The organism is Streptomyces sp. NPDC054863 (assembly GCF_053610825.1).
Map to the genome: position 1 here is coordinate 20,280 of NZ_JBSGZD010000024.1, position 23,128 is coordinate 43,407.

At 68.3% G+C, this 23,128-nt stretch carries 18 protein-coding genes and 2 pseudogenes; 10 read left to right on the forward strand and 10 right to left on the reverse strand.

The window, feature by feature from the left end:
- Window positions 1–92 precede the first annotated feature (92 nt).
- The 3 genes and pseudogenes from ACWGIG_RS07575 to ACWGIG_RS07585 form a co-directional block, all read right to left on the reverse strand.
- On the reverse strand, window positions 93–983 hold the full coding sequence (locus ACWGIG_RS07575; protein WP_453320622.1) for a Vgb family protein: 891 nt from the start codon (window positions 981–983) through the stop codon (window positions 93–95).
- A gap of 5 nt (window positions 984–988) precedes the next feature.
- Window positions 989–1,645, reverse strand: a complete 657-nt coding sequence (locus ACWGIG_RS07580) for a CatB-related O-acetyltransferase (protein WP_453320623.1) — start codon at window positions 1,643–1,645, stop codon at window positions 989–991.
- Between the two features lie 156 nt (window positions 1,646–1,801).
- Window positions 1,802–2,149 (reverse strand): annotated as a pseudogene (locus ACWGIG_RS07585) (nuclear transport factor 2 family protein); the annotation flags it as partial.
- A gap of 3 nt (window positions 2,150–2,152) precedes the next feature.
- Between ACWGIG_RS07585 and ACWGIG_RS07590 the strand changes: the two are divergent.
- From ACWGIG_RS07590 to ACWGIG_RS07605, 4 genes are all read left to right on the forward strand, one after another.
- A complete protein-coding gene (locus tag ACWGIG_RS07590) occupies window positions 2,153–4,879 on the forward strand; it encodes a helix-turn-helix transcriptional regulator (RefSeq protein WP_453320603.1) in 2,727 nt (908 codons plus the stop codon).
- Between the two features lie 142 nt (window positions 4,880–5,021).
- A complete protein-coding gene (locus tag ACWGIG_RS07595) occupies window positions 5,022–5,441 on the forward strand; it encodes an SDR family oxidoreductase (protein ID WP_453320604.1) in 420 nt (139 codons plus the stop codon).
- Between the two features lie 37 nt (window positions 5,442–5,478).
- Window positions 5,479–6,711 (forward strand): hypothetical protein, encoded by a 1,233-nt coding sequence (locus ACWGIG_RS07600; RefSeq protein WP_453320605.1) that lies wholly within the window; start codon window positions 5,479–5,481, stop codon window positions 6,709–6,711.
- The gene (locus tag ACWGIG_RS07605) at window positions 6,695–7,465 is read left to right on the forward strand and encodes a hypothetical protein (RefSeq protein WP_453320606.1); all 771 of its coding nucleotides are present in this window, start codon (window positions 6,695–6,697) and stop codon (window positions 7,463–7,465) included. The genes ACWGIG_RS07600 and ACWGIG_RS07605 overlap by 17 nt, the downstream gene beginning before the upstream one ends.
- Window positions 7,466–7,523: 58 nt before the next feature.
- Here ACWGIG_RS07605 and ACWGIG_RS07610 read toward each other — a convergent pair whose 3' ends face one another.
- Both ACWGIG_RS07610 and ACWGIG_RS07615 read right to left on the reverse strand, forming a co-directional pair.
- The gene (locus ACWGIG_RS07610) at window positions 7,524–8,489 is read right to left on the reverse strand and encodes a hypothetical protein (RefSeq protein WP_453320624.1); all 966 of its coding nucleotides are present in this window, start codon (window positions 8,487–8,489) and stop codon (window positions 7,524–7,526) included.
- A 20-nt stretch (window positions 8,490–8,509) separates the two neighbouring features.
- Window positions 8,510–9,136 carry a PadR family transcriptional regulator gene (locus tag ACWGIG_RS07615; RefSeq protein ID WP_453320607.1) on the reverse strand — a complete coding sequence of 209 codons (627 nt, stop codon included), beginning with the start codon at window positions 9,134–9,136 and terminating at the stop codon, window positions 8,510–8,512.
- A 490-nt stretch (window positions 9,137–9,626) separates the two neighbouring features.
- Here ACWGIG_RS07615 and ACWGIG_RS07620 point away from each other — a divergent pair, with 490 nt between their 5' ends.
- The 3 genes and pseudogenes from ACWGIG_RS07620 to ACWGIG_RS07630 all read left to right on the forward strand — a co-directional run.
- Window positions 9,627–10,817 carry a hypothetical protein gene (locus tag ACWGIG_RS07620; RefSeq protein ID WP_453320608.1) on the forward strand — a complete coding sequence of 397 codons (1,191 nt, stop codon included), beginning with the start codon at window positions 9,627–9,629 and terminating at the stop codon, window positions 10,815–10,817.
- 331 nt (window positions 10,818–11,148) lie between these two features.
- The gene (locus ACWGIG_RS07625) at window positions 11,149–12,117 is read left to right on the forward strand and encodes a hypothetical protein (protein ID WP_453320609.1); all 969 of its coding nucleotides are present in this window, start codon (window positions 11,149–11,151) and stop codon (window positions 12,115–12,117) included.
- 95 nt (window positions 12,118–12,212) lie between these two features.
- Window positions 12,213–12,335: pseudogene (locus ACWGIG_RS07630) on the forward strand (DUF5959 family protein); the annotation flags it as partial.
- Window positions 12,336–12,428: 93 nt separating this feature from the next.
- On the opposite strand, the gene ACWGIG_RS07635 reads toward ACWGIG_RS07630, so the two are convergent.
- The 3 genes from ACWGIG_RS07635 to ACWGIG_RS07645 form a co-directional block, all read right to left on the reverse strand.
- Complete coding sequence (locus tag ACWGIG_RS07635; protein WP_453320610.1) at window positions 12,429–13,016, reverse strand: hypothetical protein; 588 nt, start codon at window positions 13,014–13,016, stop codon at window positions 12,429–12,431.
- Window positions 13,017–13,346: 330 nt separating this feature from the next.
- A complete protein-coding gene (locus tag ACWGIG_RS07640; protein ID WP_453320611.1) occupies window positions 13,347–14,249 on the reverse strand; it encodes a phosphotransferase family protein in 903 nt (300 codons plus the stop codon).
- A 122-nt stretch (window positions 14,250–14,371) separates the two neighbouring features.
- Entirely contained in the window at window positions 14,372–15,034 is a 663-nt protein-coding gene (locus tag ACWGIG_RS07645) for a GNAT family N-acetyltransferase (RefSeq protein ID WP_453320612.1), read from the reverse strand.
- A gap of 381 nt (window positions 15,035–15,415) precedes the next feature.
- On the opposite strand from ACWGIG_RS07645, the gene ACWGIG_RS07650 reads away from it, so the two are divergent.
- Window positions 15,416–18,172: a glycosyl hydrolase gene (locus tag ACWGIG_RS07650; RefSeq protein WP_453320613.1), complete on the forward strand. Its 2,757-nt coding sequence runs from the start codon at window positions 15,416–15,418 to the stop codon at window positions 18,170–18,172.
- A 131-nt stretch (window positions 18,173–18,303) separates the two neighbouring features.
- Here the strand turns inward: ACWGIG_RS07650 and ACWGIG_RS07655 are convergent, their stop codons facing one another.
- The gene (locus ACWGIG_RS07655; protein ID WP_453320614.1) at window positions 18,304–19,344 is read right to left on the reverse strand and encodes a LacI family DNA-binding transcriptional regulator; all 1,041 of its coding nucleotides are present in this window, start codon (window positions 19,342–19,344) and stop codon (window positions 18,304–18,306) included.
- A 372-nt stretch (window positions 19,345–19,716) separates the two neighbouring features.
- Here ACWGIG_RS07655 and ACWGIG_RS07660 point away from each other — a divergent pair, with 372 nt between their 5' ends.
- Together ACWGIG_RS07660 and ACWGIG_RS07665 are read left to right on the forward strand one after the other, a co-directional pair.
- A complete protein-coding gene (locus tag ACWGIG_RS07660; protein WP_453320615.1) occupies window positions 19,717–21,096 on the forward strand; it encodes a NucA/NucB deoxyribonuclease domain-containing protein in 1,380 nt (459 codons plus the stop codon).
- 258 nt (window positions 21,097–21,354) lie between these two features.
- Window positions 21,355–21,600: a hypothetical protein gene (locus ACWGIG_RS07665; RefSeq protein WP_453320616.1), complete on the forward strand. Its 246-nt coding sequence runs from the start codon at window positions 21,355–21,357 to the stop codon at window positions 21,598–21,600.
- 13 nt (window positions 21,601–21,613) lie between these two features.
- Here ACWGIG_RS07665 and ACWGIG_RS07670 read toward each other — a convergent pair whose 3' ends face one another.
- Window positions 21,614–23,122 (reverse strand): DUF4246 domain-containing protein, encoded by a 1,509-nt coding sequence (locus ACWGIG_RS07670; protein ID WP_453320617.1) that lies wholly within the window; start codon window positions 23,120–23,122, stop codon window positions 21,614–21,616.
- Window positions 23,123–23,128 lie beyond the last annotated feature (6 nt).

A 23,128-nucleotide genomic window follows, 5' to 3' on the forward strand; every position in this document is an offset into this window, starting at 1 on the left:
GCGACAGCCTGGCCGCCACCCCGCCCGTGAGCTTCCGGCTGTGGCGATGACGAGGGTGTGGTGGAAGGTCACGGCCACGAGGGTTCTCCTGTTCAGGCGTTGTCGGTGGGTGAGGTGATGCGGGCGAGTGTGCCGTTCTCCAGCGCCGCCCAGACCGCACCGTCCGGTCCGAGGGTGATTCCGTGCGGTTCGCAGTTCGGTGTAGGCAGATCGTGCGCGGCGATGGTGCCGTCGAGGGCCACGGAGCCGATGCGGTTGCCTGCCCACTCGGTGAACCACAGGCGGCCGGTGTCGTCCGCAGTGATGGCGTGGGGTCGGGCGGAGCTGTCCTGCAGCGGAAACTCGGTGATCCGGCCGTCGGTGGTGATCCGGCCGATCTGACCGGCGGCGATCTCGACGAACCAGAGGGCGCCGTCGCGGCCCGCGGTGATTCCCACGGGCCCGGCGGCCTCGGTCGGCAGTGGCCGGACGGTGACCGCGCCGTCCATGTCGATCCGGCCGATCGCATGGGCCTGGTTCATCGTGAACCACATCGCGCCGTCGCTCCCCGCGGTGATCACGGAGGGGAACGCGCCCTTGACCGGGAGCGGGAACTCGGTGACCTGGCCGTCAGTGGTGATCCGGCCGACCTGGTCGGTGTTCACCTCGGTGAACCACAGTGCGCCGTCCGGCCCCGCGGCGATGCCGTACGGCCCGCAGTCGGGTGTGGGCAGTGCGAACTCGGTGACCTGGCCGTCGGTGGTGATCCGGCCGATCCGGTGCGCCTGGTACTCGGTGAACCACAGCGCGCCGTCCGGGCCCGGGACGATGACCGTCGGCCCGCAAGCCGGGTCGAGCCGGTAGTCGGTCGGCTTGCCATCGGGTACCAGGCGGACGATCCGGCCGCTGTGGACCAGGGTGAGCCACAGGGCACCGTCCGGGCCCGTGGTGATCCCGTACGGCCCGGCATCGCGGTCGGTCACGCCGTACTCCTCGATGCACACCCGCGTCACGGCGTCCGCTCCTGTTCCTGTTCGACGGCGATGCGGGCGATGTCCGCCGGAGTGCCGGCCATGAGGGTGCGAGCGTGCTCACTCACCAGGTCCACCGGCCAGTCCCACCACGCGGCACGCAGCAGCCGGTCGACGTCGGCATCGTCGAAGCGGCGGCGGATGGGCCGGGCCGGGTTGCCACCGACGATCGTGTACGGCGGGACGTCGGCGGTGACCACCGCGCCGGCGGCGATGATGGCGCCGTCGCCGATCCGCACGCCCGGCATGACGGTGGCCCGGTGACCCAGCCAGACGTCGTTACCGACGACCGTGTCGCCCCGGCTGGGCATCGAGGTGACGACGTCGAGGGTCTTCTCGGCCCACTCGCCGCCGAACATGGTGAAGGGGAAGGTGGACACACCCATCGTCGGGTGCTCGGCGCCGGCCATCAGGAACCGGGTACCCGCCGCGATGGCGCAGTACCTACCGATGATCAACCGTTCGGGTCCGTAGGCGTAGAGCACGTTGCGGTGCTCGAACTCGGTCGCGCCGTCGGGATCGTCGTAGTACGTGTACTCGCCCACGACGATCGACGGCGAACTGACCAGGGGTTTGAGGAACACCACCCGCTCGTGGGCCGGCAGTGGGTGCAGGGTCGACGGATCAGGGGTCATTTTCTGCTCCTGGTGAAGGGGGTCTGCGGGAACGGGGTCGAGGAAGCTGTAGACGCGACGCAGGCGATCCCGCTCGGCGATCAGGACGGCGAGCCCGATGATCACTGGTGGCCCGTCAACAGGGGCCAGTTCCCAGGCGAGGCGCGCCACGTGGTGGTGGGCGTCGACGTTCCCGGCCATGCGGTACACCAGGCCGGGGAACTGCCGCTGGGCGGTGGCCACCACGTCCTCGATGGCGTAGCGACCCTCGGCCGATGTGATCGGGTCGGCGTAGCGGGCATCGTCGGTCCAGAGCTCGTCGACGAGCGCTCGGCGCCTGGCCGGGTCGCGCTCGTTCCAACTGGCCAGGTATCTCCTGGCCAGTTCGTCGATGTCGGACATGGTCACTCTCCCTCGGCCGTCGCGGTGTGATGACCAAGCTAGGACCGGGGGCCGGGACGGGAATCTGTCATGCCCCGGTAGTCCGACCCGGGGAAGTGCCGTCGGCATAAGTAGGGTTGCCATGTGATGCGCGGACGGGGTGGGGAGATATCGGTCGTCGACCAGTTGCTGGCGGGGTGCCGGACCGGTCGCAGTGCCGGCCTGCTCATCACCGGGGACCCTGGTATCGGCAAGACCGCACTGCTGGAGTACGCGGCGTCGGCGGCCGACGGGCTACGGGTCGTACGCAGCACGGGGATCGAGTCCGAGGCGCACCTGCCGTTCGCCGGCCTGCACTTGCTGCTGCGACCTGCTCTCGACCGGATCAGCGCCCTGCCCGCGCCGCAGGAGCGTGCGCTGAGAGGGGCGTTCGGGCTGGTCCCGGCCGAACCGGGCGACCGTATGCTCGTCGGCCTCGCCGTCCTGTCCCTGCTCGCCGAGTTCGCCGACGGTGGGCCCGTACTGTGCCTCGTCGACGACGCGCAGTGGCTGGACCGGGCATCGGCCGAGGCCCTGCTTTTCGCCGCGCGGCGGCTCGACGCCGAGGGCATCGCGTTGATCATCGGCGCCCGCACCGGCTTCGCCGCACAGGGGCTCCCCCACCTGCCGCTCACCGGGCTCGACGCGTCCGCCGCCGCAGGGCTGCTGGCCGAACACGCCGCCCTGCTGTCGCCTGCCGACCGGTACCGGGTGCTGGCCGAAGCGCAAGGCAACCCGCTCGCCCTCCTCGAACTGCCGACCGCTCTCGGCGCCGGCCGATCGGTCGGCGCCGGTCAGGCCCTGCCCATGACGGAGACGGTCCAGGCGGCCTTCCTCGACCAGGTGTTGCAGCTACCGGAACCGAGCCGGCACCTGCTGCTCGTCGCGGCCTCCGAGGACACCGGTGACCGCCACGTCGTCCTGCGCGCAGCCGCCGCTCTCGGCTGCCGGCTGACCGATCTGGTGCCCGCCGAGACGGCGGGGCTGCTCCGGGTGGACCAGCAGACCGTCCGATTCCGCCACCCCCTCGTACGGTCTGCCGTTTATCAGGCAGCTCCGGTCAGCCTCCGCCTGGTGGTGCACACGGCGCTCGCCGAAGCCCTCGACCAGCCGCAGGACGCCGACCGGCGTGCCTGGCACCACGCCGTGGTCGCCATCGGACCTGACGAGCAGGTGGCCACGGAACTGGAGCTGAGCGCCCAGCGGGCCGCCGCGCGCAGCGGCTACGCGGCCTCTGCGGCGGCCTACGAACGGGCGGCGCACCTCACACCGTCCGATGCGGACCGCGCCCGCCGGTTCGTGCTGGCCGCCGAAGCAGCCGCCGAGGAAGGCGACATCGAGCGCATGGTGGAACTCGCCGGTCTCGGCGAGAAGTGCACCGACGAGCCGGACGTGACCGTCCGCGCCGTCCGGGTTCGCGCCGCCGCGGCGTTCCATCACGGCCTGCTCCGCACGGCCGGCGAGTTGCTGACCGAAGCAGCCGCGCTCACCCGGGCCGAGGACACGTCACTCGCCGCTCACCTGCTGATCGACGCGGTGCACGCCGCCTGGTATCTCGGGGAACACGAGATCGCGGACACCGCCGGCCGGCTGGATGCCCTGCCGTTGCCGCCCGACGACCCGCTCACCCACGTCGCCCGCCTGCTGACCTGTGCCACGCGGTCCGCGATCGGGCAGGGGGACCGGGACCCGGGGGCCCTCGCACGACGGATCGCAGCCGCCCGGCGTACGGGATTCGGCGGCCCGCACGACACCATCCTCGTCGGCGCCACCAGCCTTCAGGTCGCCGGCCAGGACGCCGAGGCACACCGGGTGGCGGACGAGCTCCTCGCCCGGTGCCGCGAGCGGGGATGGATCGGCCGCACGCCGCCGGTGCTGGCATGCGCCGCCCGCGCGCTGACCTTCCTCAGCCAGCACACCGACGCCTGGGACGAGGCGACCCAGGCACTGCAGATCGCCCGGGAGCTCGGGCACCGGCAGTGGATCGCCGAGATCAGCGGTGTACTGGCCTATCTGGCCGCACTGTCGGGCGACGAGGACCGCTGCCACGCCTTCGCGGAGGATGCGCTCACGGCGACAGAACCCGGCGCACCCCCAGCCGGCATGTCCTGGGCGCAGTGGGCACTGGCCCTGCTCGACCTCGGCCACGCCCGATGGGATTCCGCACTCACCCGGCTCACCGCCTTGCACACCGGCCCGGTGCGACATCAGCTTCCCGGCTCGCGCAGCATCTCCGACCTGATCGAGGCAGCGGTGCGGCTCGGCCGGCCGGCCCTCGCACAGGAGCCACTCGCACGGCTCACGGACTGGGCACACCATGCCAAGCAGCCGTGGATCGACGCACACGTACAGCGCTGTCGTGCGCTGCTCGCGCCAGAAGCAGACGCCGCCGAGCTGTACCGATCCGCGTTGCGGCTGCACCCCGGTGACCGGCAGTTCGATCGTGCACGGACCGCTCTCCTCTACGGGGAATGGCTGCGCCGTACGCGCCGGAAGTCCGAGGCCCAGGCGCAGCTCCGCGACGCGTTCGAAACGTTCCGGAGGCACGGCGCCACGCCGTGGGCGGAACGAGCCCGTGCCGAGCTCGACGCCACCGGGGAAGTCGTGGCGAAGACGGAGACCTCGGGCGGAGCGTTGGCCGTACTCACCCCGCAAGAGCGAAAGATCGTCCGCTTGGCCGCGCGCGGACTGTCCAACCGGGACATCGCCGCGCAGTTGTTCCTCAGCCCACGCACTGTCGGATACCACCTCTACAAGGCATTTCCCAAACTCGGCGTCACCGCTCGAATCGAACTCGCCGGTCTCGAAAAGAGCGAGGGCGCCTCACCTCGCTGACCAATTCCCTGAGCCGTTCCCGTTCCACAGACAGCCGTCCCCGTTCCACAGGGCCGCCTCGCAGCGCAGGGCGCACACGTCGCGGTTCACCACGTTCCCGGCGCCGCCCACACCGGTTCTCTCGAACACGAGCGCCCCTCCGATGCCGCGCACGGGGAGGAAGCCGATACATTCGGCACGCTCACCGAGACCGGCATCGAGCGGATCTGCCGCGTCAACGCCGCCGTACCCGCCATGCTCATCGCGGAGCTCGCTCGGCGCCGCACTCGACATCGGACCGCGCATCCGGGTCAACGCCGTTGCGCCAGGCCCCGTGCAGACCGGCTGGATGAGCGACGAGCTCATCGCCCAGGTCGTCCCGGACATCCCGATGGCTCGCGTCGGCACACCCGCCGACATCGCGGACGCCTGCGTCTTCCTCGCCCCGGCCCAGGCCCGGCAGAACCCGTTGCCCGCTGTCGAACCCCATGAGAGCATCAGGGTTCAACGGTCCGTCTCCTTGTCGTTTGCGCTTCGCCACGCAAACGGAAGAATGCGGGCCGTTCCCATGTCCACGGTCTGAATGATCCGCCAAGATCTGCAATGGCAGGTGCCGTCTGATGTACCCAACAGAGCCGACAGAGGCCTGCATCGAGGATGCGAGCAACATCTTGGTTGCGCCTTCGACATTGCAGGACAATGACTTGGTCAGGGATTTCTTCGGGACCGTCATCACGACAGAGGACCTTGCTTCTGGTTCGCCCCATCTTGCCCAGAAGACCGTCTACCTGTGTGGCGATGTATCCGGGATCAGCGGGTCCCAACTGCGTGCGGCGGCCCGGGTGTTCGTTGTCCGGGAGCTTTCGCACGGTCACCACGAGGACGTCGGCAAAGCTTGGACCCTCGTCGACAGCGGCCGGGTCCCCCTCCGCGTACACGGCGCCGGCGTGTACTACCGCCGATTTTTCGGCCTCGACTCCGATCACTTCGGACGGATCCGTGCGGAGCATGCGTTCCAGTCCCTGACGGAGTCCACCAAGCCTGGAACGGCCCATCGCAGCGGAATCTATCTGACGCCCGTCACGCAGAATGGTGACGAACTACATTTCCGCCTGCTCCGGTGCTCCACGAATCTCTCGGGGCCCACCGAGAGCTTTCGCCCCACCGACACGCGCATCGTCGAGGATCTGAACCGCGAGGCCGCCACCGTCTTCCGGAACCAGGCACCGCTGAATCACGTCCTCGCTCAGATCTACCACAACACCCTTGCCACGGCCGAGCGCAAGCAGTCCAAGGCCAAGATCTCGGCCCATGCCGACAAGACCAAGGACATGCCCGTCAACGGCATCATGGCCTTCTGCACCTTCTACGACCGGCTCGACGGACTCCAGCCCCTGGCCGAAGACCCCTTCGACTACGGCGTGAAGGGTGTCAGCGGGCTGACCAAACTCCGCTTTCGCCTCAAAGAACCGGCGCCCGAAGAATGTGACGGGGCCGCGCTCCCCCAGCAATTCACCGTGACTCTCCATCCCGGCTCCGTGTTCTTCATGCCGCTGTCCATCAACCGCCTGTATACGCACGAAATCCGACCCTCCACGTTGGACGCCGAATTGCTCCCGACCCGCCTGGGATACGTGGTGCGCTGTTCGAGCGCCGAAGCCGTTCACAAGAACGGCCACACCTTCCTCAAAGTGGCCGGGGATCTGGTGAAGTTGGGGCCACCCACACCGGAAGGGATGGACGAGCTGCGCAGGCTGTACGCCGAAGAGAACAGGACATCGTCCTTCATCGATTACGGCGACGAATTTCTCTTCAGTATGAACACGGGGGACTACGATGCCCCCCGGGTCTAGGATCTCGGACGAGATCCTCTCGTTCGCTCTGCCGACCGAGGAGAATCTCTTTGCAGAGCTGTCCGCGTCGGCTCGTTGGGAAGACGTAGGGAAAGGCCGGCGAGGCGCCACGCTCACCAAGGTCGACGAGTCGGACGGCGTGCCTCTCGTACGTACTACCAGTCGATACAGCAGCCCCACGCAGCGCTTCCGGGCGGTGCACGAACGGCTGGCACAACAGATTCAAGAAAGTGCGGCGCTTTCGGTCGGCTTCAACAACGCCCTCATCGAGAGCTACACGAACGCCTACACCACCATGGGCAGTCATTCCGACCAAGCCCTCGATCTGGCCAACGAGTCGTTCATCGCCGTCTTCTCCTGCTACCAACATCCCGAAGCGGGACCGTTGAGGAAGCTGGTCTTCGAATCGAAGGGGTCCGCTGGTGAGAAATTCGAGATCCCTCTCGCCCACCACAGCATCGTCGCTTTTTCTGTCGACACGAATCGGCGGCTCAGGCACAAGATCGTGGCAGACAAGCCCGTCCCGGCGGCGGACAATCAATGGTTGGGCGTGACCTTTCGAACGTCAAAGACTTCCGTTCGGTTCCGCGACGGACATGCATACCTCCCGCAGGGTGCACGCCTCATGGCGGCCGACGAGGAGCAGCAGCGCGATTTCTACCGACTACGGCGCCGTGAGAACAACGAAACGGACTTCCGCTACCCCCTGCTGACGTACACCATCAGCGAGAGCGATCTGATGCCGCCCGTCTGACCTGAGTGGGGCAGACCGTGATCCCGGAGGAGACAGCCTGCCCCAGTCGTCGTTCCCGTCAGACACTGAAGCGTTCGACGAGCATCTTCATGGTGTCGAAGGCAGGCTTGGGGGAGTAGTCATCGGTGGTGAGCCCGAATTGATGGAACAGTCCCGTTTCGGCGCTGTCGGCATCCCGCAGCGCAAAATGCGTGTAACCGCTCAGGTGGAGTTGCTTCGATTGGGCGGCGATCACATTCACCACGGTCTGGACGACGTCGGCCTGCCGGTCCGGGTGGCGTTCGGGGCCGGTTGGCCAACCGTGCTCGGTGATGTGCAGCGGTAGGTGTCCCAAGCCGGAGGGGGCCAGTACCGAGTCGCGGTGATGACGTAGCAGTCCCTCGACAGCCTGCGCGAGGTCGGATGCGTCGACGGGTTGGAAGACATCGGGAAAGAAGTCCAGGCCCACGTAGTCCAGATCGGCGATGAAGTCCGCTCCCCCGAGGCTGGTCAGATCAGTGACGAAGGAGGTTGCCGGCCCGAAGAGAGGGGTGGTGTTGAATCCGACCCGTAGGTCTGTGTACCCGAGTTCACGTGCTCGCGCTTTGGCGACGGAAACCCCACGGACGATCGCCTCGTGCACCGCCGGGTAGTAGCCGTCCAGCGTCGGGTTCGACGTGACGTTGGGCTCCTCCGTCACTTGCAACGTGCTCATGACCGCGCCGTACTGCTCGACCAGCTCGCGCAGGAAGTCGCAGTAGCCGTCGACGTCTCCGGCCGGGGACCGGTACTGCGCCACCAGGTCCAAAAGGCGCCCCCGGACGGCGTATTGGGCTGCGGCGGCCGGCGCCGCGGTCGCGTGTGGCTCGCCGAGGCGGGTGGCATCGTCGAAGCCTGTGTAGGCGCGCACCAGGAACGGACGGCCTGGTCGGCCCTGGAGGCGGTCGAGTGCACTCGACACGAGGGCCGGGTCATCGGGCAGGCCGCCGGCCAGTCCTCCGGTGTCATCACCGGCGACTCCGCCCGGGTAGATCCCGAAGAGCATGCCGTCATGCGCGGTCGGTGTCACGCGTTCGATTCCTTTCGGTTCGGCGTTGTAGGGGGCGTGGAGGTTGTCGCCGAATCGGTCGGCCCCGTCAGTGAGCCGCTGCGGAGGTCGTCGATGACCGAGGCGATCCATGCCGTCTCAGCGCGAGCGAGGCACAACGCGTATTCAGCTTCGATGACGTGCAGGCGGGGCACGCCGGCCGCCAGGGCCTCCGCGAGGCGTTCTTCATCGGCGGCCGTGCGTCGCCCGAGGCGTTGGGCACGCTCGACCAGGGCCTCCACCACGCCGCTCACGCCGAGGGCGCCGAGATAGGTGACTGCGCCCAGGAACTGCGAGAACTCGCGTTCCGGGTTGCGGATCTGGGAGTCCAGCCGTCGCACGAGCTCGTCGCGGCCCTCTTCCGTGAGGGCGTAGACGGTCCTCTCCGGACGGTTTCCCAAGCGCTGCTGGCCTTGCGAGGCGAGCCAGCCCGCTTCGGTCAGGGCGGCAACGGTGTTGTAGAGCGTGCCTCGCGTGATCACGGCCGCGTGGTTGTCGCTGCGTTTTCGCAGTTCGGCAAGCATCTGGTGCGGGTGCGAGGGCTGTTCGAGCAGGAGACCCAGAACTGCCAGAACGATCGGGTTGTCGAGAGCGCGGCGCGGCATAGTCGAACTCTATCAGTCTAAATAAACTATTGGGCGACCCGTGAGAACTGGAGTCGCGTCGGAGGGCTCGGCGGGCCTGCGGACCGTCACGCGGGGGCCGAGGCAGCTTCTCTTGGACATGGGCTCGTACCACCAGGCTGTCGAAGATCGAGGTGTTGAAGGTCTTGAACTTGACCATGCCGATGGATGTTTCGCCCGGGGTGCTGCCCACACGCCACTCGCAGCCCAGTGGAGCCGCCTCACCACAGCCGGGACGGAGGAGCCGGCCAAGAAACTCTCTGACTGGAAATGTTCGTCACGGATCTCTCGACCCCCTCATAAGGTGTGCGCTGAAAGTGAATCGCCGCCGTCGTCACTCTCGGGACGCCTTGCAGCGACCGTGCACGAAAACCGACGAAGTCCTCCGGGAAGGTGCACGAGCTGGGCCTCCTGGATTTCCTTCAGAGCCTCTCGCCTTTTTGTTTCCGCTGTCACGAACGGTGAGGACCACATGAGTAATTCCACGCAGGCCACTACGTACTCGACCAAGGGCATCTGGGACGAGACCCACTGGTGGGGGTTCCAGATATTCCTCGACCGCGAGGGCATGGAGACCCTCGACAAGGCCATCGAAGAGGGCGACGCGATCGCCGAAATCCTGTCCGCGGCACTGGACGGCGAGGGAATCGGCGAAGTGATCGAGGTGGTCAGCTGGATCATCAAGGTGAGGTGGGCGCTGACGAAGGCCGTCGCCGGAAGCGGCGGTGTCGAGCTCACCTCCCCCTGGATCGCCCCCGGCATGCTCATCCCGACCCCGCTCCAGGACGACGTCGGCGACGAGAGCCTGTACTGGGCCGTCCACGACGGGACCCAGTGGTCGCCCGACCACAGGTTCAGCCACGAGTTCAGCGAGGACGGCGGAGCCCTGGGCGTCCTCCGGAAGTCCCTCGTGTGCGTGCACCGGGGCATGGACTCGGACCAACGCCTGCTCTGGACCTCCTACGACGGCAACGGCGCCTGGACCGACGACCGGCCGATCCCCGGCGTCTCCAGCCGGATGCGGCCCGCGCTGGCCACGTACCAGGACCAGTTGTACTGCGTCCACCGCGGCGCCAACGACGACCAGTCGCTGTACTGGCTCACCTACGACGGCACGTCCTGGTCCGGCGACACCCTGATCGCCTCCGGCGTCTCCACCGCGGTCTCACCGGCCCTGGCCGTGTTCCACGACAAGCTGTACTGCGTCCATCGCGGCGCGAACAACGACCAGAAGATGTACTGGCTCGCCTTCGACGGCACCTCCTGGAGCGAAGACACCCGGATTCCCGACGTCTCCACGGCCACGGGCCCGGGGCTGGCCGTCTTCCAGGACCAGCTGCACTGCGTCCACCGCGGCGCGAACAACGACCAGACCCAGTACTGGCTCACCTACGACGGCACGTCCTGGTCCGGCGACACCCAGATCCCCGACATCTCCACAGCCGCCGATCCCGCCCTCGCCGTCTTCCAGGACCGGCTGTACTCCGCGTACCGGGGCGAGGGCAGCGACGAGCGTCTGATGTGGACGACCTTCGACGGAACGAGCTGGGACAAGGACCAGCAGTTCCCCAGCCACACCAGCAAGTTCTCCCCCGCCCTGGCGCTCTACCAGGACCAGCACGCGCGCGCGGACCACCTCTTCTGCCTCCACCGGGGCCGCTGAGCCCACCGGCCCGGAGCAGACGGCTCAGTTCCCCTGTTGCGCCGGGTCGCGGCGTCACGGCACCTCCAGAGCCGAACCTCAGAGGTCGGTCCTTGACGGTGATCGTGTCCCACGGGGAACCGGCCCCACCAGGCCCCGAGTTGGAAGAACGCTGCTCAGGTCAACACCCCGGTCTGCGGGGTACCGGGGCCGGGAACCCATGCTCGGATGTTATGGGGTGGATGACAGTAGGCGCGGGGTGTGCGGAGCAATACGTTGCTTGGTCAGCGACGGGCGGCGCGGCGTCCTACCCTGCCGTGCCGCCAGACGATCGCTTCGAGATGAGGTCCTCGTGAGCCGTAGAGTTTCCTTCCGTCTGCTGACCGCATGTGTGGTCCTGGCCCTGGGATCGGGCACCGCGGTCGCGTCGGGTCCCGTGGTGGCCGGCCCCTCCGCAGACACCGGGCAGATCCGTATCGCCGTCCCCGATCCCTACTGCTACGACGAACCGTCGCAGCCGAATGCCGACCTGAGTGACCTCAAGGCGGCCTTCAACTCCTCGAACTGGATGCGGACCCTCCAGTCGATGTACAAGCGGCGCTGGCCCAGCGGGGCGGCGCTGGCGATCGCCCAGGCCAACGACCAGTACTGGGACCAGTTCGTGAACAAGCGGAGCTTCGAGGGGTTCGCCGAATCGATGATGGTGGCGATCCACGAGGAGACCCACATGTGGGACCTCGACCCGTCCCGCACCAACTGGGACGTCCACACCGCCGCGTGGATCAACGGCACCCAGCAGGCGCTGACGGTGCCCCTGCACGGTGGTTTCCCCCGCAAGGAGATCCTGCCGCTGATCAAGGACACCCTCAGCTCCACCATGGACGACATCTACCTGCGGGACAGGACGCAGGGGAGCTACCGCCTCCAGGGAGTACTGGCGGAGCAGAACGCCGGGCTGACCGGACTGCCGGCGGTCACGGTGCTCCAGGAGCACATCAAGGGGGTCGGTGCCAGTAACGCCCGGGACATCGCCGCCACCAACCTGCGGTACCTGCTGCTCTACCTGCGCGTCGCCAAGGACAAGCACCCTGATTACTGGGCCAGGATCAAGACCGAACCCAAGCTGCGCGACCTGGTCCTGACGCAGTTCCTGCGGACGGCCTACTGGCTGGAGAAGTCCGCGCCCTACACCGGCAAGCTGGGCAGCCGGGACGCCGACAGGATCACCGCGACGAACTACGCCCCGCAGAACATCGCCGTACTGGAGGAGTTCACCGGCCGCAAGGTGCGCCTGGACTCACAGAAGCACTGCACCGCCTGAACTCGCCCGGAACCCCTACCGAATTGAAGTGGCGGACGCGCCCCTCCCGCTGCGACGATCGCTCGGTACTCGCCAGTGAAGGGGCAGCACCGTTCGTGTCCGGCCGTGTCGATCTGGTGCTGTCCGCCTCGAAACTCACAGGCTGGGCAACTGCGTTGAACCTGCTCGACGCCGACGAGGACGTCATCTGGCGGGAGCGGGACAGAGGTCCTTCCCTCTCCATCCACCTTCTGAGCCCGTTGGCGCGGGGTGCCTGTGCAGTTCCCCGCGGCCCTGACGGACCGCTGTCCCTTGCCGGGCGTTTCCGGCTCTCAGTTGAAAATGTCCAGGAGGTCCAGAAAGGAGCTGTCGTCGCCGGCGGGGCGGGGCCGCATCGGGAGCGGGTCCGGGTAGGTCTCCGTTGCGGCCCTCGCACGGACGATGTCCGGCCCGCCGCACGCCTCGACCGCGAAGGCGCCGAAGACCTTGGCGAACGCGACCGGGTCGCGGAACTCCACGCCGAACGCCCGGCCGTCCCGCAGCGGCACCCACACCACCCGGTCGTACCGTCTCCACTCCCGCACCGGTTGGTCGTCCGCGGTCGACCACCCCTCCAGCCACAGCCGTGCCACGTGCAGCAGGTTCACCTTCTCCATCGGCAGCCGCTTGCGCGGCACCCGCAGTTCACGCGCCGTCAGTACGACCTGCTGGTCCTTCCTCGGGTACCAGACGACGCCGATCCCGAACGGCACCCACAGCAGGATCCCGATCAACGGCACGACCAGTGCGTCGCCCCACGACCGGAGCAGCCCGCCGTCCAGCAGGTACAGGGCCCCGAAGACCAGGACCCACTTCGCCGTCATGCGCCAGAACCCGCTGCCTTGCCGGTACAGGACCCGCCGCTTCCCCGTCATCGCCATGCCCGCACGCTATCCGCCGCCCCACAGCTCGCCGAAGGCACCCTGCTGGGTACAGGACGGGACGGGACGTGCGTCTGGCCGATGTCGCGGCCAGGCGTGACAAGACGGCGCAGGAGGCCTAAGGCGACGGCGCCTCTCCCGTGGGCCTGCACGGTGAGCCCCTCTCCGTGGGCCTGCACGGTGGGCCCTTTCCGTGGGCCTGTTCGGTGAGGTGGGAGTGAGTACTTGGCCGCAGCCTCCGTCCCGCGGTGCTCCAGAAGCCGTTCGGCGGCCAGGAGGGCGCGGGCACCGGCGGTTCACCGCCGTGCGCGCGCTCCGGACCCCCTCGGCTCAGCCCAGCGCGTCCATCAGGGCGGTGACGTAGGCATCCAGCCGCTCCTCCACGGCTCGCCTCGTCAGCTCCGCCCGCCCTGCCTCCCGCCATGGCTGCGACACCGGCTGCACCTCTTCCGAGAACGACAGCGCGTCCCGCACCTGCCAGTACAGGCGCTCGCTCGCGGTCGCTGCCAGCACCCCGCCTGCCTCCTCGTACGCCTCGGTGAACCGCAGACCCCATGCCGGGCCGTGCAGCAGCGCGAGGTTGGTGGAGCAGTGCGCCACATCGAGATCCGCCGGGCCCCAGGAGGCAGCCGCCCAGTCGACGACGCCGGTGATCCGGGCACCTGCCGGCCGTGCGGGCTCCACGTCGAACAGCACGTTTCCGGGCTGGAAGTCCCGGTGCAGGAATCGCCCTGCGTAGGGCGGCGCGGGCTTGCGGATCACGTCGATCGCCGCGGCCCATGCCGCCGCGTCGGCGCCCCGGGGAGTCACGACGGTGTCGGCGGTCGTCAAAGCCACGTACTCCCGGGGCCGCTCGGCGGGACGCACCGCGTGGATCGCCACGAGCTGGCGGGCCAGCAGAGGGATGCGCGCGTCCAGACCCTCGTCGCCGAGGACCGTCCGGCCCGTCAGGTGCGTCATCAGGAGCGACGGGTACGCGCAGTGCTCGGCGGTCGGATCGACCGCGACCAGTCGGGGGGCCGGCACGCCGGACCCCGTGAGCAGGGTCAGGGCGTCGGCTTCCCTGTTCAGCCCGTCCTCGGCGCGTTCCGCATCGAGGAAGGTCCGCAGCACCAGGTCGCGGGTGCCGCCGTCCCGCGTACCGATGGTCAGCCGCCGCATGTCGGCGGTGATGCCGCCGTGCAGCACCTCGGTGCTGACGATCCGTTCGCCGAACTCCAGGTGTCTGCTCACCCAGGCCAGTGTCGACGGTCGGACAGCCGCCGCATCAGCGTGGTGCGTCACCGTGCCACCCCTCACCGGGACCGTGCCGCACCGCCCAGCCGGCAGGGCGGGTTTCTCTCACCAGAACGAGATCACCCCACCTCAAGTTCCACTCTCGGTGTGCTCCCGCCGGTGCTGCCTCCGGGCGTCGAGCGCGCGCCCTGGGCTCCACGCCAGTGCTCTTGGGTGATCGCGTACTCGACCGTGCGCAGATCGGCACCCGGCGGGAAGTACTCGGCGGGCGCATCGAATTCACGGACGTGACTCAGCCCGAGACCGGTCAGCGTGGCCAGCGAGGCGGTGTTGGCCGCCGCCGCCATGGCGCTGATCCGGGTCAGCCCGAGGTCGTCGAACCCGTGCCGGATCAGCTCGCGGGATCCCTCGCTGCCGAGACCGTGCCGCCAGTAGCGCCGCAGGATCTTGCACCCGAGTTCACCCTGGCCTTCCACCGGTACCTGGTCGACAGGGTCGGGCAGCCGCAGAATCCAGTAGCCCGCGAAGTGCCCCTCGAAGAATCCGGCCCAGTACCCCAGCCCAGCGGCCCGCTCCGCCTCCGCGAGGTTTCCGCGGAGCGCTTCCTCCACCTGCTCACGGCTTCGCGCACCGCCCAGGTGACGCATTACCTCGGGGTCGGCATCGAGCTCGATCTGAAATTCGAGATGCTCGTCGGACAGCGGGACCAGATGGACCCGTTCGGAACGCAGGATCGCTTGAGACATGGCACCGAGCATCTCAAACAGTACGATAAGGTTCAAACAACTATTCTGGTCGCTTGAGCCATGTCCGTAACGCATCAGGCGCCGCACGGCCTGCACTCCGCTTCACGGGCCTTCCCGGCCGAGTGCGCGTGGGATGAGTGCGAGCGCGCCGATGCCGTGCGCCGACGTCCGTGCCGTCCGTGCGAGCAGGCCTGGTCTCCCGCACTGCGGCCATTCCGGGTGTCATGGCGAACGCACGCACCCCGTTTCCACTCGTCTCCGGCTTCGCCGCCCCCGCTTCCCGTTCCGGCCTGCTGCCCCAACACCCCTTCCTGCGCGCTCCCTTGACACCCACGTTTCCGGGCTTCTACGTTCCTGAACACCTGAGAGCGCTCTCAACCACTGCTCTCGCCCTCCCCCACGATCGAGGTGCTGCTCATGCAACCCTCTCTCCCCAGATGCGCGGCGGTCGTTCTCCTGGCCCTCGCCCTCGGCGCCACGGGGCCCTCCCCCGCCTACGCCGCCACCGTCCCCGCAGGTGCGGGCAGTTACAGCGACGTCCGGCCTGCCGGGACCTCCGGCCCGACCACCCACACCGGACGCGCCGTCACTCCCAAACTGACCGCGGCCGCCAAGGACCGGCCGGTGCCGACCAACGACTGGTGGTCCTCGCTCGCGTACCAGCGCTACGACGACAATCCGTACTCGACGCCCATGTACGGCCATCCGCTCACCTACCAGGCCAAGGCGTCCGGCCTCGAAGTCGGTTATCCGACCGCGCCCGCGATCGTCGGCGACGGGCGGCAGTACGAGTACGCCCACAAGGCCGACCTCACCATGGGCCTGAGCGGGCTCAACTCCCCCGACGCCAAGGCCGACGACTGGTCGGACTGGACCGTCACCCCGTACTGGGCCGACGGCGCGCGCACCTTCCGCGCCACCATCGGCCACGGCATGCCCTTCGTGTACGCGAAGGGCTCGGGCGGCGACGCCCGCGTGGTCACCGCGTCCACGCCCACGGTCTTCGCCGACAACGGCAACGTCCTCGGGATCACGGTCGCCGGACACCACTACGCCCTCTTCGCCCCGACCGGCAGCGACTGGAGCGTCTCCGGTTCGACGATCACCGCGGGGCTCGGCGCCAAGGACTACTTCTCCCTCGCGGTCCTGCCCAGCACCGACGCCCTGGCGACGTACCGCAAGTACGCCTTCAGTTTCGTCACCGGTTCCCAGGTCGGCTGGCAGTCCTCCGGCGGGGCGGTCAAGGCGACGTACACCCTGACCACCGAGGCCAAGGAGGGCAGCGAACGCGGCACCCTCCAGGCCCTGTACCGCCACCAGTGGCTGCACACCACGGACCCGCTCACCCCGTACACCTACGTCTCCCCGCGCGGCACGATGAAGGTGCGCGAGTCGGCGTCCTTCACCACCAGCCAGCGCAACAACGGCGTGCTGCCCGCGCTCCCCGCGGCCGGCGCCGTCGACCGGGCCCGCCTCACCGGCTATCTGAACGAGGTGGCGAACGCGGCCGACCCCTTCTCGGGCGCGAGCGACACCTACTGGACAGGCAAGGCGCTCGGCCGACTCGCCCAACTCGTGCCCGTGGCCGACCAGATCGGCCAGACGGCGACACGGGACAAGCTCCTGGGGCTGATGAAGGGACGGCTTCAGGAGTGGTTCACCGCGGGCGGGGCGAGCGAGTTCAGCTACGACCGGGCCTGGAAGACGCTCACCGGCTACCCCGCCTCCTACGGCAGCGACACCGAACTGAACGACCATCACTTCCACTACAGCTACTACGTCTACGCAGCGGCGATCATCGCCCAGTACGACCCCGCCTGGGCGGCCGACTCCGCCTGGGGCACCATGGTCAAGCACCTGGTGCGCGACACCGCCAACCCCAGCCGCACCGACTCCGCCTACCCCTTCCTGCGCGGCTTCGACGTCTACGCGGGCCACAGCTGGGCCTCCGGCCACCAGGGCTTCGCGGCAGGGAACAACCAGGAGTCCTCGTCCGAGTCCGTCAACCTGAGTGCGGCACTCGTCCTCTGGGGCTCCGCGACCGGCGACAACTCCCTTCGGGATCTGGGCAGTTACCTGCTGACGACGGAGTCCGAGGCCATCACGCAGTACTGGTTCGACGCCTCCCAGCAGGTCTTCCCCGCCTCCTTCGGCCATGACACGCTCGGCATGGTGTGGGGCAGCGGCGGCGCGTACTCCACCTGGTGGACCGCCAACCCGGAGGAGATCCACGGCATCAACGTCCTTCCGGTGACCGGCGGTTCGCTGCACCTGGCCCGTGAACAGGCGGCCATCAAGCGGAACATCGCCGAGATGGAGCGGGAGAACGGCGGTCCCGCCGTCGAATGGCGCGACCTGCTCTGGGAGTTCGAGTCACTCGCCGACCCGGCCTCTGCGTACGCCAAGTGGAATACGGCGGGCGGCAATTACACCCCGGAACAGGGCGAGTCGAAGGCGCACACGTACCACTGGCTGCGTACCCTCGACGCGCTCGGCGCCCCCGACATGTCGGTGAGCGGCGACCTCCCCACCTCCGCCGTCCTCACCAAGAACGGCATCCGCACCTACACGGCCCACAACCACGCTACGACCGCCCGCACGGTCACCTTCTCCGACGGCCGGACGCTGTCCGTGCCGCCCCGCTCGACCGCCACCGCCACGGGGCCCGGCGGCCCCGAGGAGCCCGGCCCCTCCACCGGCAACACCTTCCGGCTGAAGTCCGGCGGCGTGCTCACCACCGCCCAGAACGATCAGCCGGGCGCGGACACCCTCGCCTCCGCGGAGGGCGTGAACCGGGACGGCACTCCGTACCGGCAGACCTCGTACGAGATCAAGAAGGTGACGGGCAAGCTCGCCGCCGGGGCGGCCACCCGGTTCCGGTTGCGCGTCGACGCGGGCACAACCGTCGGGCTCGCGGCGCAGGTGCGGGTCGGCTACGACCTGACGGGCGACGGCACCTTCGACCGTACGGAGACCTTCCGCTACTTCGCGACCGATCCCGTGCCGGGGTGGGAGGAGTACACGCAGGCGGCCGGCGTCCGCTCGGCCACGGGCGCCCCGGGCGACCTCGTCGGCGGCACGGTGCGGCTGGAGATCTGGAACGCGCTCGGCAATGCCGCCTCGCAGGTCCAGACCGGCACCGAGGGAGCTGTACTGACCATTCCGTACGACTGAACCGGCCGTTCCGTACGACTGAACCACCCGTTCCGCACGACTGAACCGGCCGTTCCGTACGACTGGTGCGACCGTTCCGTGCGACTGGTACGACCGTTGCGCACGACTGATGCGTACCGGTCGCACTGCGGTCAGGCGGAGGCCCTGCGCACCAGGACCGTCGGTGTGATCACTGAGGAGGGTGCCGCGGTGTCGGCGCCCTCCGGGGTCAGTGCCCGCAGCAGCAGCCGGGCCATCATCCGGCCCTGGCCCTCCACGTCCTGGTTCACGGTGGTCAGCGGGGGGACGGTCGCCTCGGCCACCGATACCGTGTCGTCGAAGCCGACCACCGCGACCTGCTCCGGCACTTCGATGCCCCGCTCCCGCAGCACCCTCAACGCGCCCGAAGCCATGAGGTCGTTGGCGGCGAACACCGCGTCAGGGCCCGGCCCGCGCTCCAGCAACCGCGTCATGGCGCGCGCCCCGCTCTCCGGGGTGAAGTCGCCCTGCTCCAGCAGGGCGGGGTCCGCGGTCGGCAGGACGTCCCGGTAGCCGTGCAGGCGGTCCACCGCGGACGTCTGGTCGGGCGGTCCCGAGATGTGCGCGATCCGCTTGCGGCCCAGACCCAGCAGGTGCCGTACGGCGGTACGTGCGCCGCCCCGGTTGTCCGCGTCCACGAACAGCGCCGGCTGCTCGGGGGGACGGGGAGTGGGGTGCGGGCGGCCTCCGTAGACGGCGGGGATGCCCGCCCTGCGGGAAATCTCGGGCAACGGGTCGTCCGTGTGCAGCGAGAACGCGAGGACGCCGTCCACGTGCCCGCCCGACAAGTACCGGGCGATCCTCTCCGCGTCCTCGGGCCCGTCCATCAGCAGGAGCACCAACTGGGTGTCGTGGGAGGTGAGTTCCCTGCTGATGCCGCGGATCTGCCGGGAGAAGAAGGGGTCCGCGAAGATCCGTGCCTCCGGCTCGGCGATGACGACGGCCACGGCGCCGGTACGGCGGGTGACCAGGGTGCGGGCGGCGTGGTTGGGGACGTAACCGAGTTCCTCGACCGCCCGGCGCACCTTGTCCAGGAGCGGCCCGCGCACGCCCGCGCCACCGTTGACGACCCGTGAGACGGTGGCCCGCGAGACCCCGGCGCGCGCCGCGACGGCTTCCAGGGTGGGCCGGGGGCCGGAGAAACCATCGGGCACTGCGAGCCCTCCTCGTCGACGGGGACGCTCCCCGCGATGCGGGACGGGTGTGTCGCCCCATGACGTCACGGGGGCGCTGCCCAGCCTAGTAGCGCCGCTTCGGGTTCACTTCCGGCTTCCGGTGCATCGTGTTCGGGGCCCCTGTCGGCATCGGCCGACGAGAGGCGAATGCCCGGCCACGCGTGGGGCCGAATTGCCGCCCACATCCATGATCTTGATGCAGTTTCCCGTGGATTGGCGTCAACCGCACTGTAGGGAAATTCGGAGCTCTGTGAGACTCTCTCTCCTGCTCTTCCAGCTCTTCCTGTTCTTCCTGCTGTCACGGCTCCGCAGATCGTCCCGGAGTCGACGCCCGTCCAGGAGAGGAATTCCGTGCGAAGAAGGCAACTCCCGAGAATAGCCTGGTTACAGACCATGCGGCTGCCCGCGATCGCCGCCTCAGTGACTGCCGCACTGGCGATCAGTGTCTTGCCTGCCGCGGCCGTACCACCGCCCACCCCTGCCCCGAGCATCGCCGGAAAGATCGAGGTGCCCAGGGCTCTGGGCGGCGACGCGTGGCACCCGAGCGACAGCCGGCGGTCCGCGACCGCCGAGGGCAGGGCCACCGTCCCGCTGAAGGAACTCGCCGAGGCGCGGCGCAAAGCCGTCCTCACGAGCGCCGGTACAGCAACACCGGCTCCCGCAAAGGATTCCCGGTCGATGGCACCGGGCGACTACGACTACTTCACCCGGGAGCAGTGCCGCAAATACACCCCCGGCGGACTGAACGAGAGCAGAACCAGGATAAAGAACCATTTCGCGTTCTGCCAGGTCGCGAAGCTGACCTACAGCTTCTTCCTGAACAACGACCCCACGCAGAAGAGGATCGGGGCCTACACGTTCCGCCTGACCGTCATCGGCCGCGGCCAGCGCAACGCTCCGCAGATGGAATTCGACGCCACCCTGGACAAGTGGAAGGGCTACGGCCGGGTCGATCCGAACGCCCCTCTCACCATGGCCCTCAACTGCCTGAACGCCGGCGCCGCGACATGTGCCGCCCCGATCGGCAGTCGCACCGACTCGATCACGAACTGGCGTGTTCAGGACTCCCACAGCGCGCGGTTCGACACGAGCCTGTCCCCCCACGACGGGAACCTCGTCTTCTACCCCCAGGACAGGGTCAACCACCATCAGCTGCAGGTCGCACTCACCGGCGGACCCGAGGGCGGGACGGTGACCTACGAGCAGCCGTTCCGCTGCGACGCCGCGAGCTACCTCTACGGCACCGGCGGCTGCATCTTCCACACGGTCGAGGCCGTGCTGCACTACAGCACCTCCGACAAGCGCGTCAAAGGGGTCGCCAAGCACATCAAACTGGCCCAGAATCATCCGGACAGGGTGTACCCGCGATGGGGTGAAGGCGTCGTCATCCCCGGTGGAAAGAAGAGCGGGAAGCCTCTTACGCGCCTGGTTCCCGGAGTGGACGTCGAGGCCCGACGCTATTACGACGCGAACAACGCCGACGCGCAGTTCATCTGCCGCTGGAACGATCCCGACTTCAGCGACCCGACCAAGCAGTGCGACGAGTACCCGTTCCGTTCCACCTGGGAAGGGGCGAACTACGTGAACCTGCATCCGAGCGAGATCTGGCGCTTCTCCGCCAGGATGGTCGACGGAACCCAGAACGGGAACGCCGGCAGTGATCTGGCGGTCTGGTACGGCCAGGACCGCATCCTGGCCAAGGACGCGTTCTGGGTGCAGATCGACGACTGATTCCCCGCACAGCCCAAGGCGAGGTGTACGGTCCCCATGCTTCCCTCCCCGGCAGACCGAGGCCCGCAGTCGGTAGTGGAAGACGACGTGTTGGCCGAGTACGGACAATTTGCTCTGCAGGCGTATCCGAGCAGTCACATCACCTTCGCCCTGGGCGTCCCGCCTCCGGACGCGCCCCTCCTCGCCGGCCGAGGAGGGGCGGTCCTGCGCAGCTACGCACACGACCACTACGCTCGCGTACGCGTGGAGGCCTGGCGCGTGCGCCCGCCCGACGTTGCCGGACCGTGGGACAGCGACACGAGCGGTGTTCTCCACACCGACTCCCTGCGGCTACGTCTGATCAGCCCCACAGCAGGCGTCAGTTCTCGCCTCCTGGAACTGCCTGCCCTCGGCAGCTATCACGTCCGGGCGTACAGTCGCGTGCTCGGCATCATCGACCGGTCGCAGCCGCCCGGGTTCCCGCACGGCATGGAGCGCTGGCTGATCCGCGTCTGGCCCGTATGAGCGCCCTGTGGGTTCAGTGCTCGCAGAGGGAGAATTCTCGTTCGTAGAGCTGCTCGTTGTGTTCGTCGACGAAGAACTTGCGTTCCCGCATGAGCTGTTCGCGGTAGTCCTCGGCCTGTTCGAGCGTCATGGTCGAGGTGTCGGACCACGGTTGCTGCGGCGGCACATCGGATGTGGAGACGATTCTTTCCGAGGGGTCGACCAGGAAGAACGCGAGAATTTTGCGATGCCCCGGGCGGGTGGGGTCCGTGAGGCGGAAGGAGCCGACGCGGTGTTGCAGGATGTTCGGGAACGCCAGGCAGCGGCCCTCCGGGGTCGAGGTCGATCCCAGCATCTGGTTCAGTGCGTCTTCGTCCTCCAGGCCGTAGACCTCGCGCAGGCCGTTGTCGTCGTTCTGTTCGTAGTGGGGGTCGTCGAGTGCCGCCCGGAAACTCAGCCGGCTTTCGGTGATGTTCTCGCTGTCCCAGTAGTAGATGCCGGTCGAGACGATCCGCTCGTTCATCATCCCCTCGACATGCCAGGAACCGCCGGGGTACTCGGGGTCCTCCGGGGTGAGGTGAACGGTGGCGAGCTTCACGATGACCTGGAGTGTGCGGCCTCGCAGGTCGACCCGGGCCGATTCGTCGGGCGACTGGGGCGGGGTGAAGGCCGGGGCGTCCGGGACGACCGGACGGCGGTTCTCCCACCAGTCGTCCTGGGCCTCTTCCCATACACCGAGGGCTTCTGTGTAGGCCCCGTCATCGCTGTAGGAGGACTTGTCCGGATACTCCGGCTCCGAGTCGTACCACCCATAGGGATCGGCCTCGATCCGCAGGGGCCGTGGATGGCGCAGATCGGTGAGCACGTTCTCCCAGAGCGGGCGCAGGCGCGCGAACAGGTCCGGCAGTACGGCGGCCAGTTCGCCATGGATCTCGGGGTGGACGTTGTTGACGTACGAACGGAAGGCGACATCGCCTTCCTCACTGACGTCGACATCCGTGGGCAGCCACTGGAATTTCTCCGAGAACTCGTACTTCGAGTAACGGTCCGTCGGGTTCCGCCAAGCCCGCTCGGGCGCACCGCTCACCTCTCGCACCAGGCAGAAAAGTGACGGATGAACCAGATCCAGTACCTGGCCGTCGGATCCCGGATGCCAGTCCCGTTCTCCTTCGGGGACCTGCTCCAGAACCCGAACCGCCTCGCGCAGCCGGGACCTGAGCCTGTCGTCGACCAATGAGTCCGACTGCCACACCCCGTCGACGGCGGACACCTCGATGCCGGTACGTCCGTCCCGCAGCGCGGCGTAGTGCGGGAGTTCGGCAAGCACGTAACGAACCTGCGCCTCGGTGAGGCCCTGGGCTACCGCTTCCTGCGTCCACCTGGCGACGATGTCTGCTTCGTTCATCTTGTCGAACCACCCGGGCTTTGCCCGAATGTGGGAGCTGCACTGCATCATCTGAAGTTCCCGCAGCGTTCGGGGCGTTGCGAACGATATGGAACGGGAAACATGAAAGGGCAGCGGGAAAGCAGACAGGCCGGTCAATTCTCT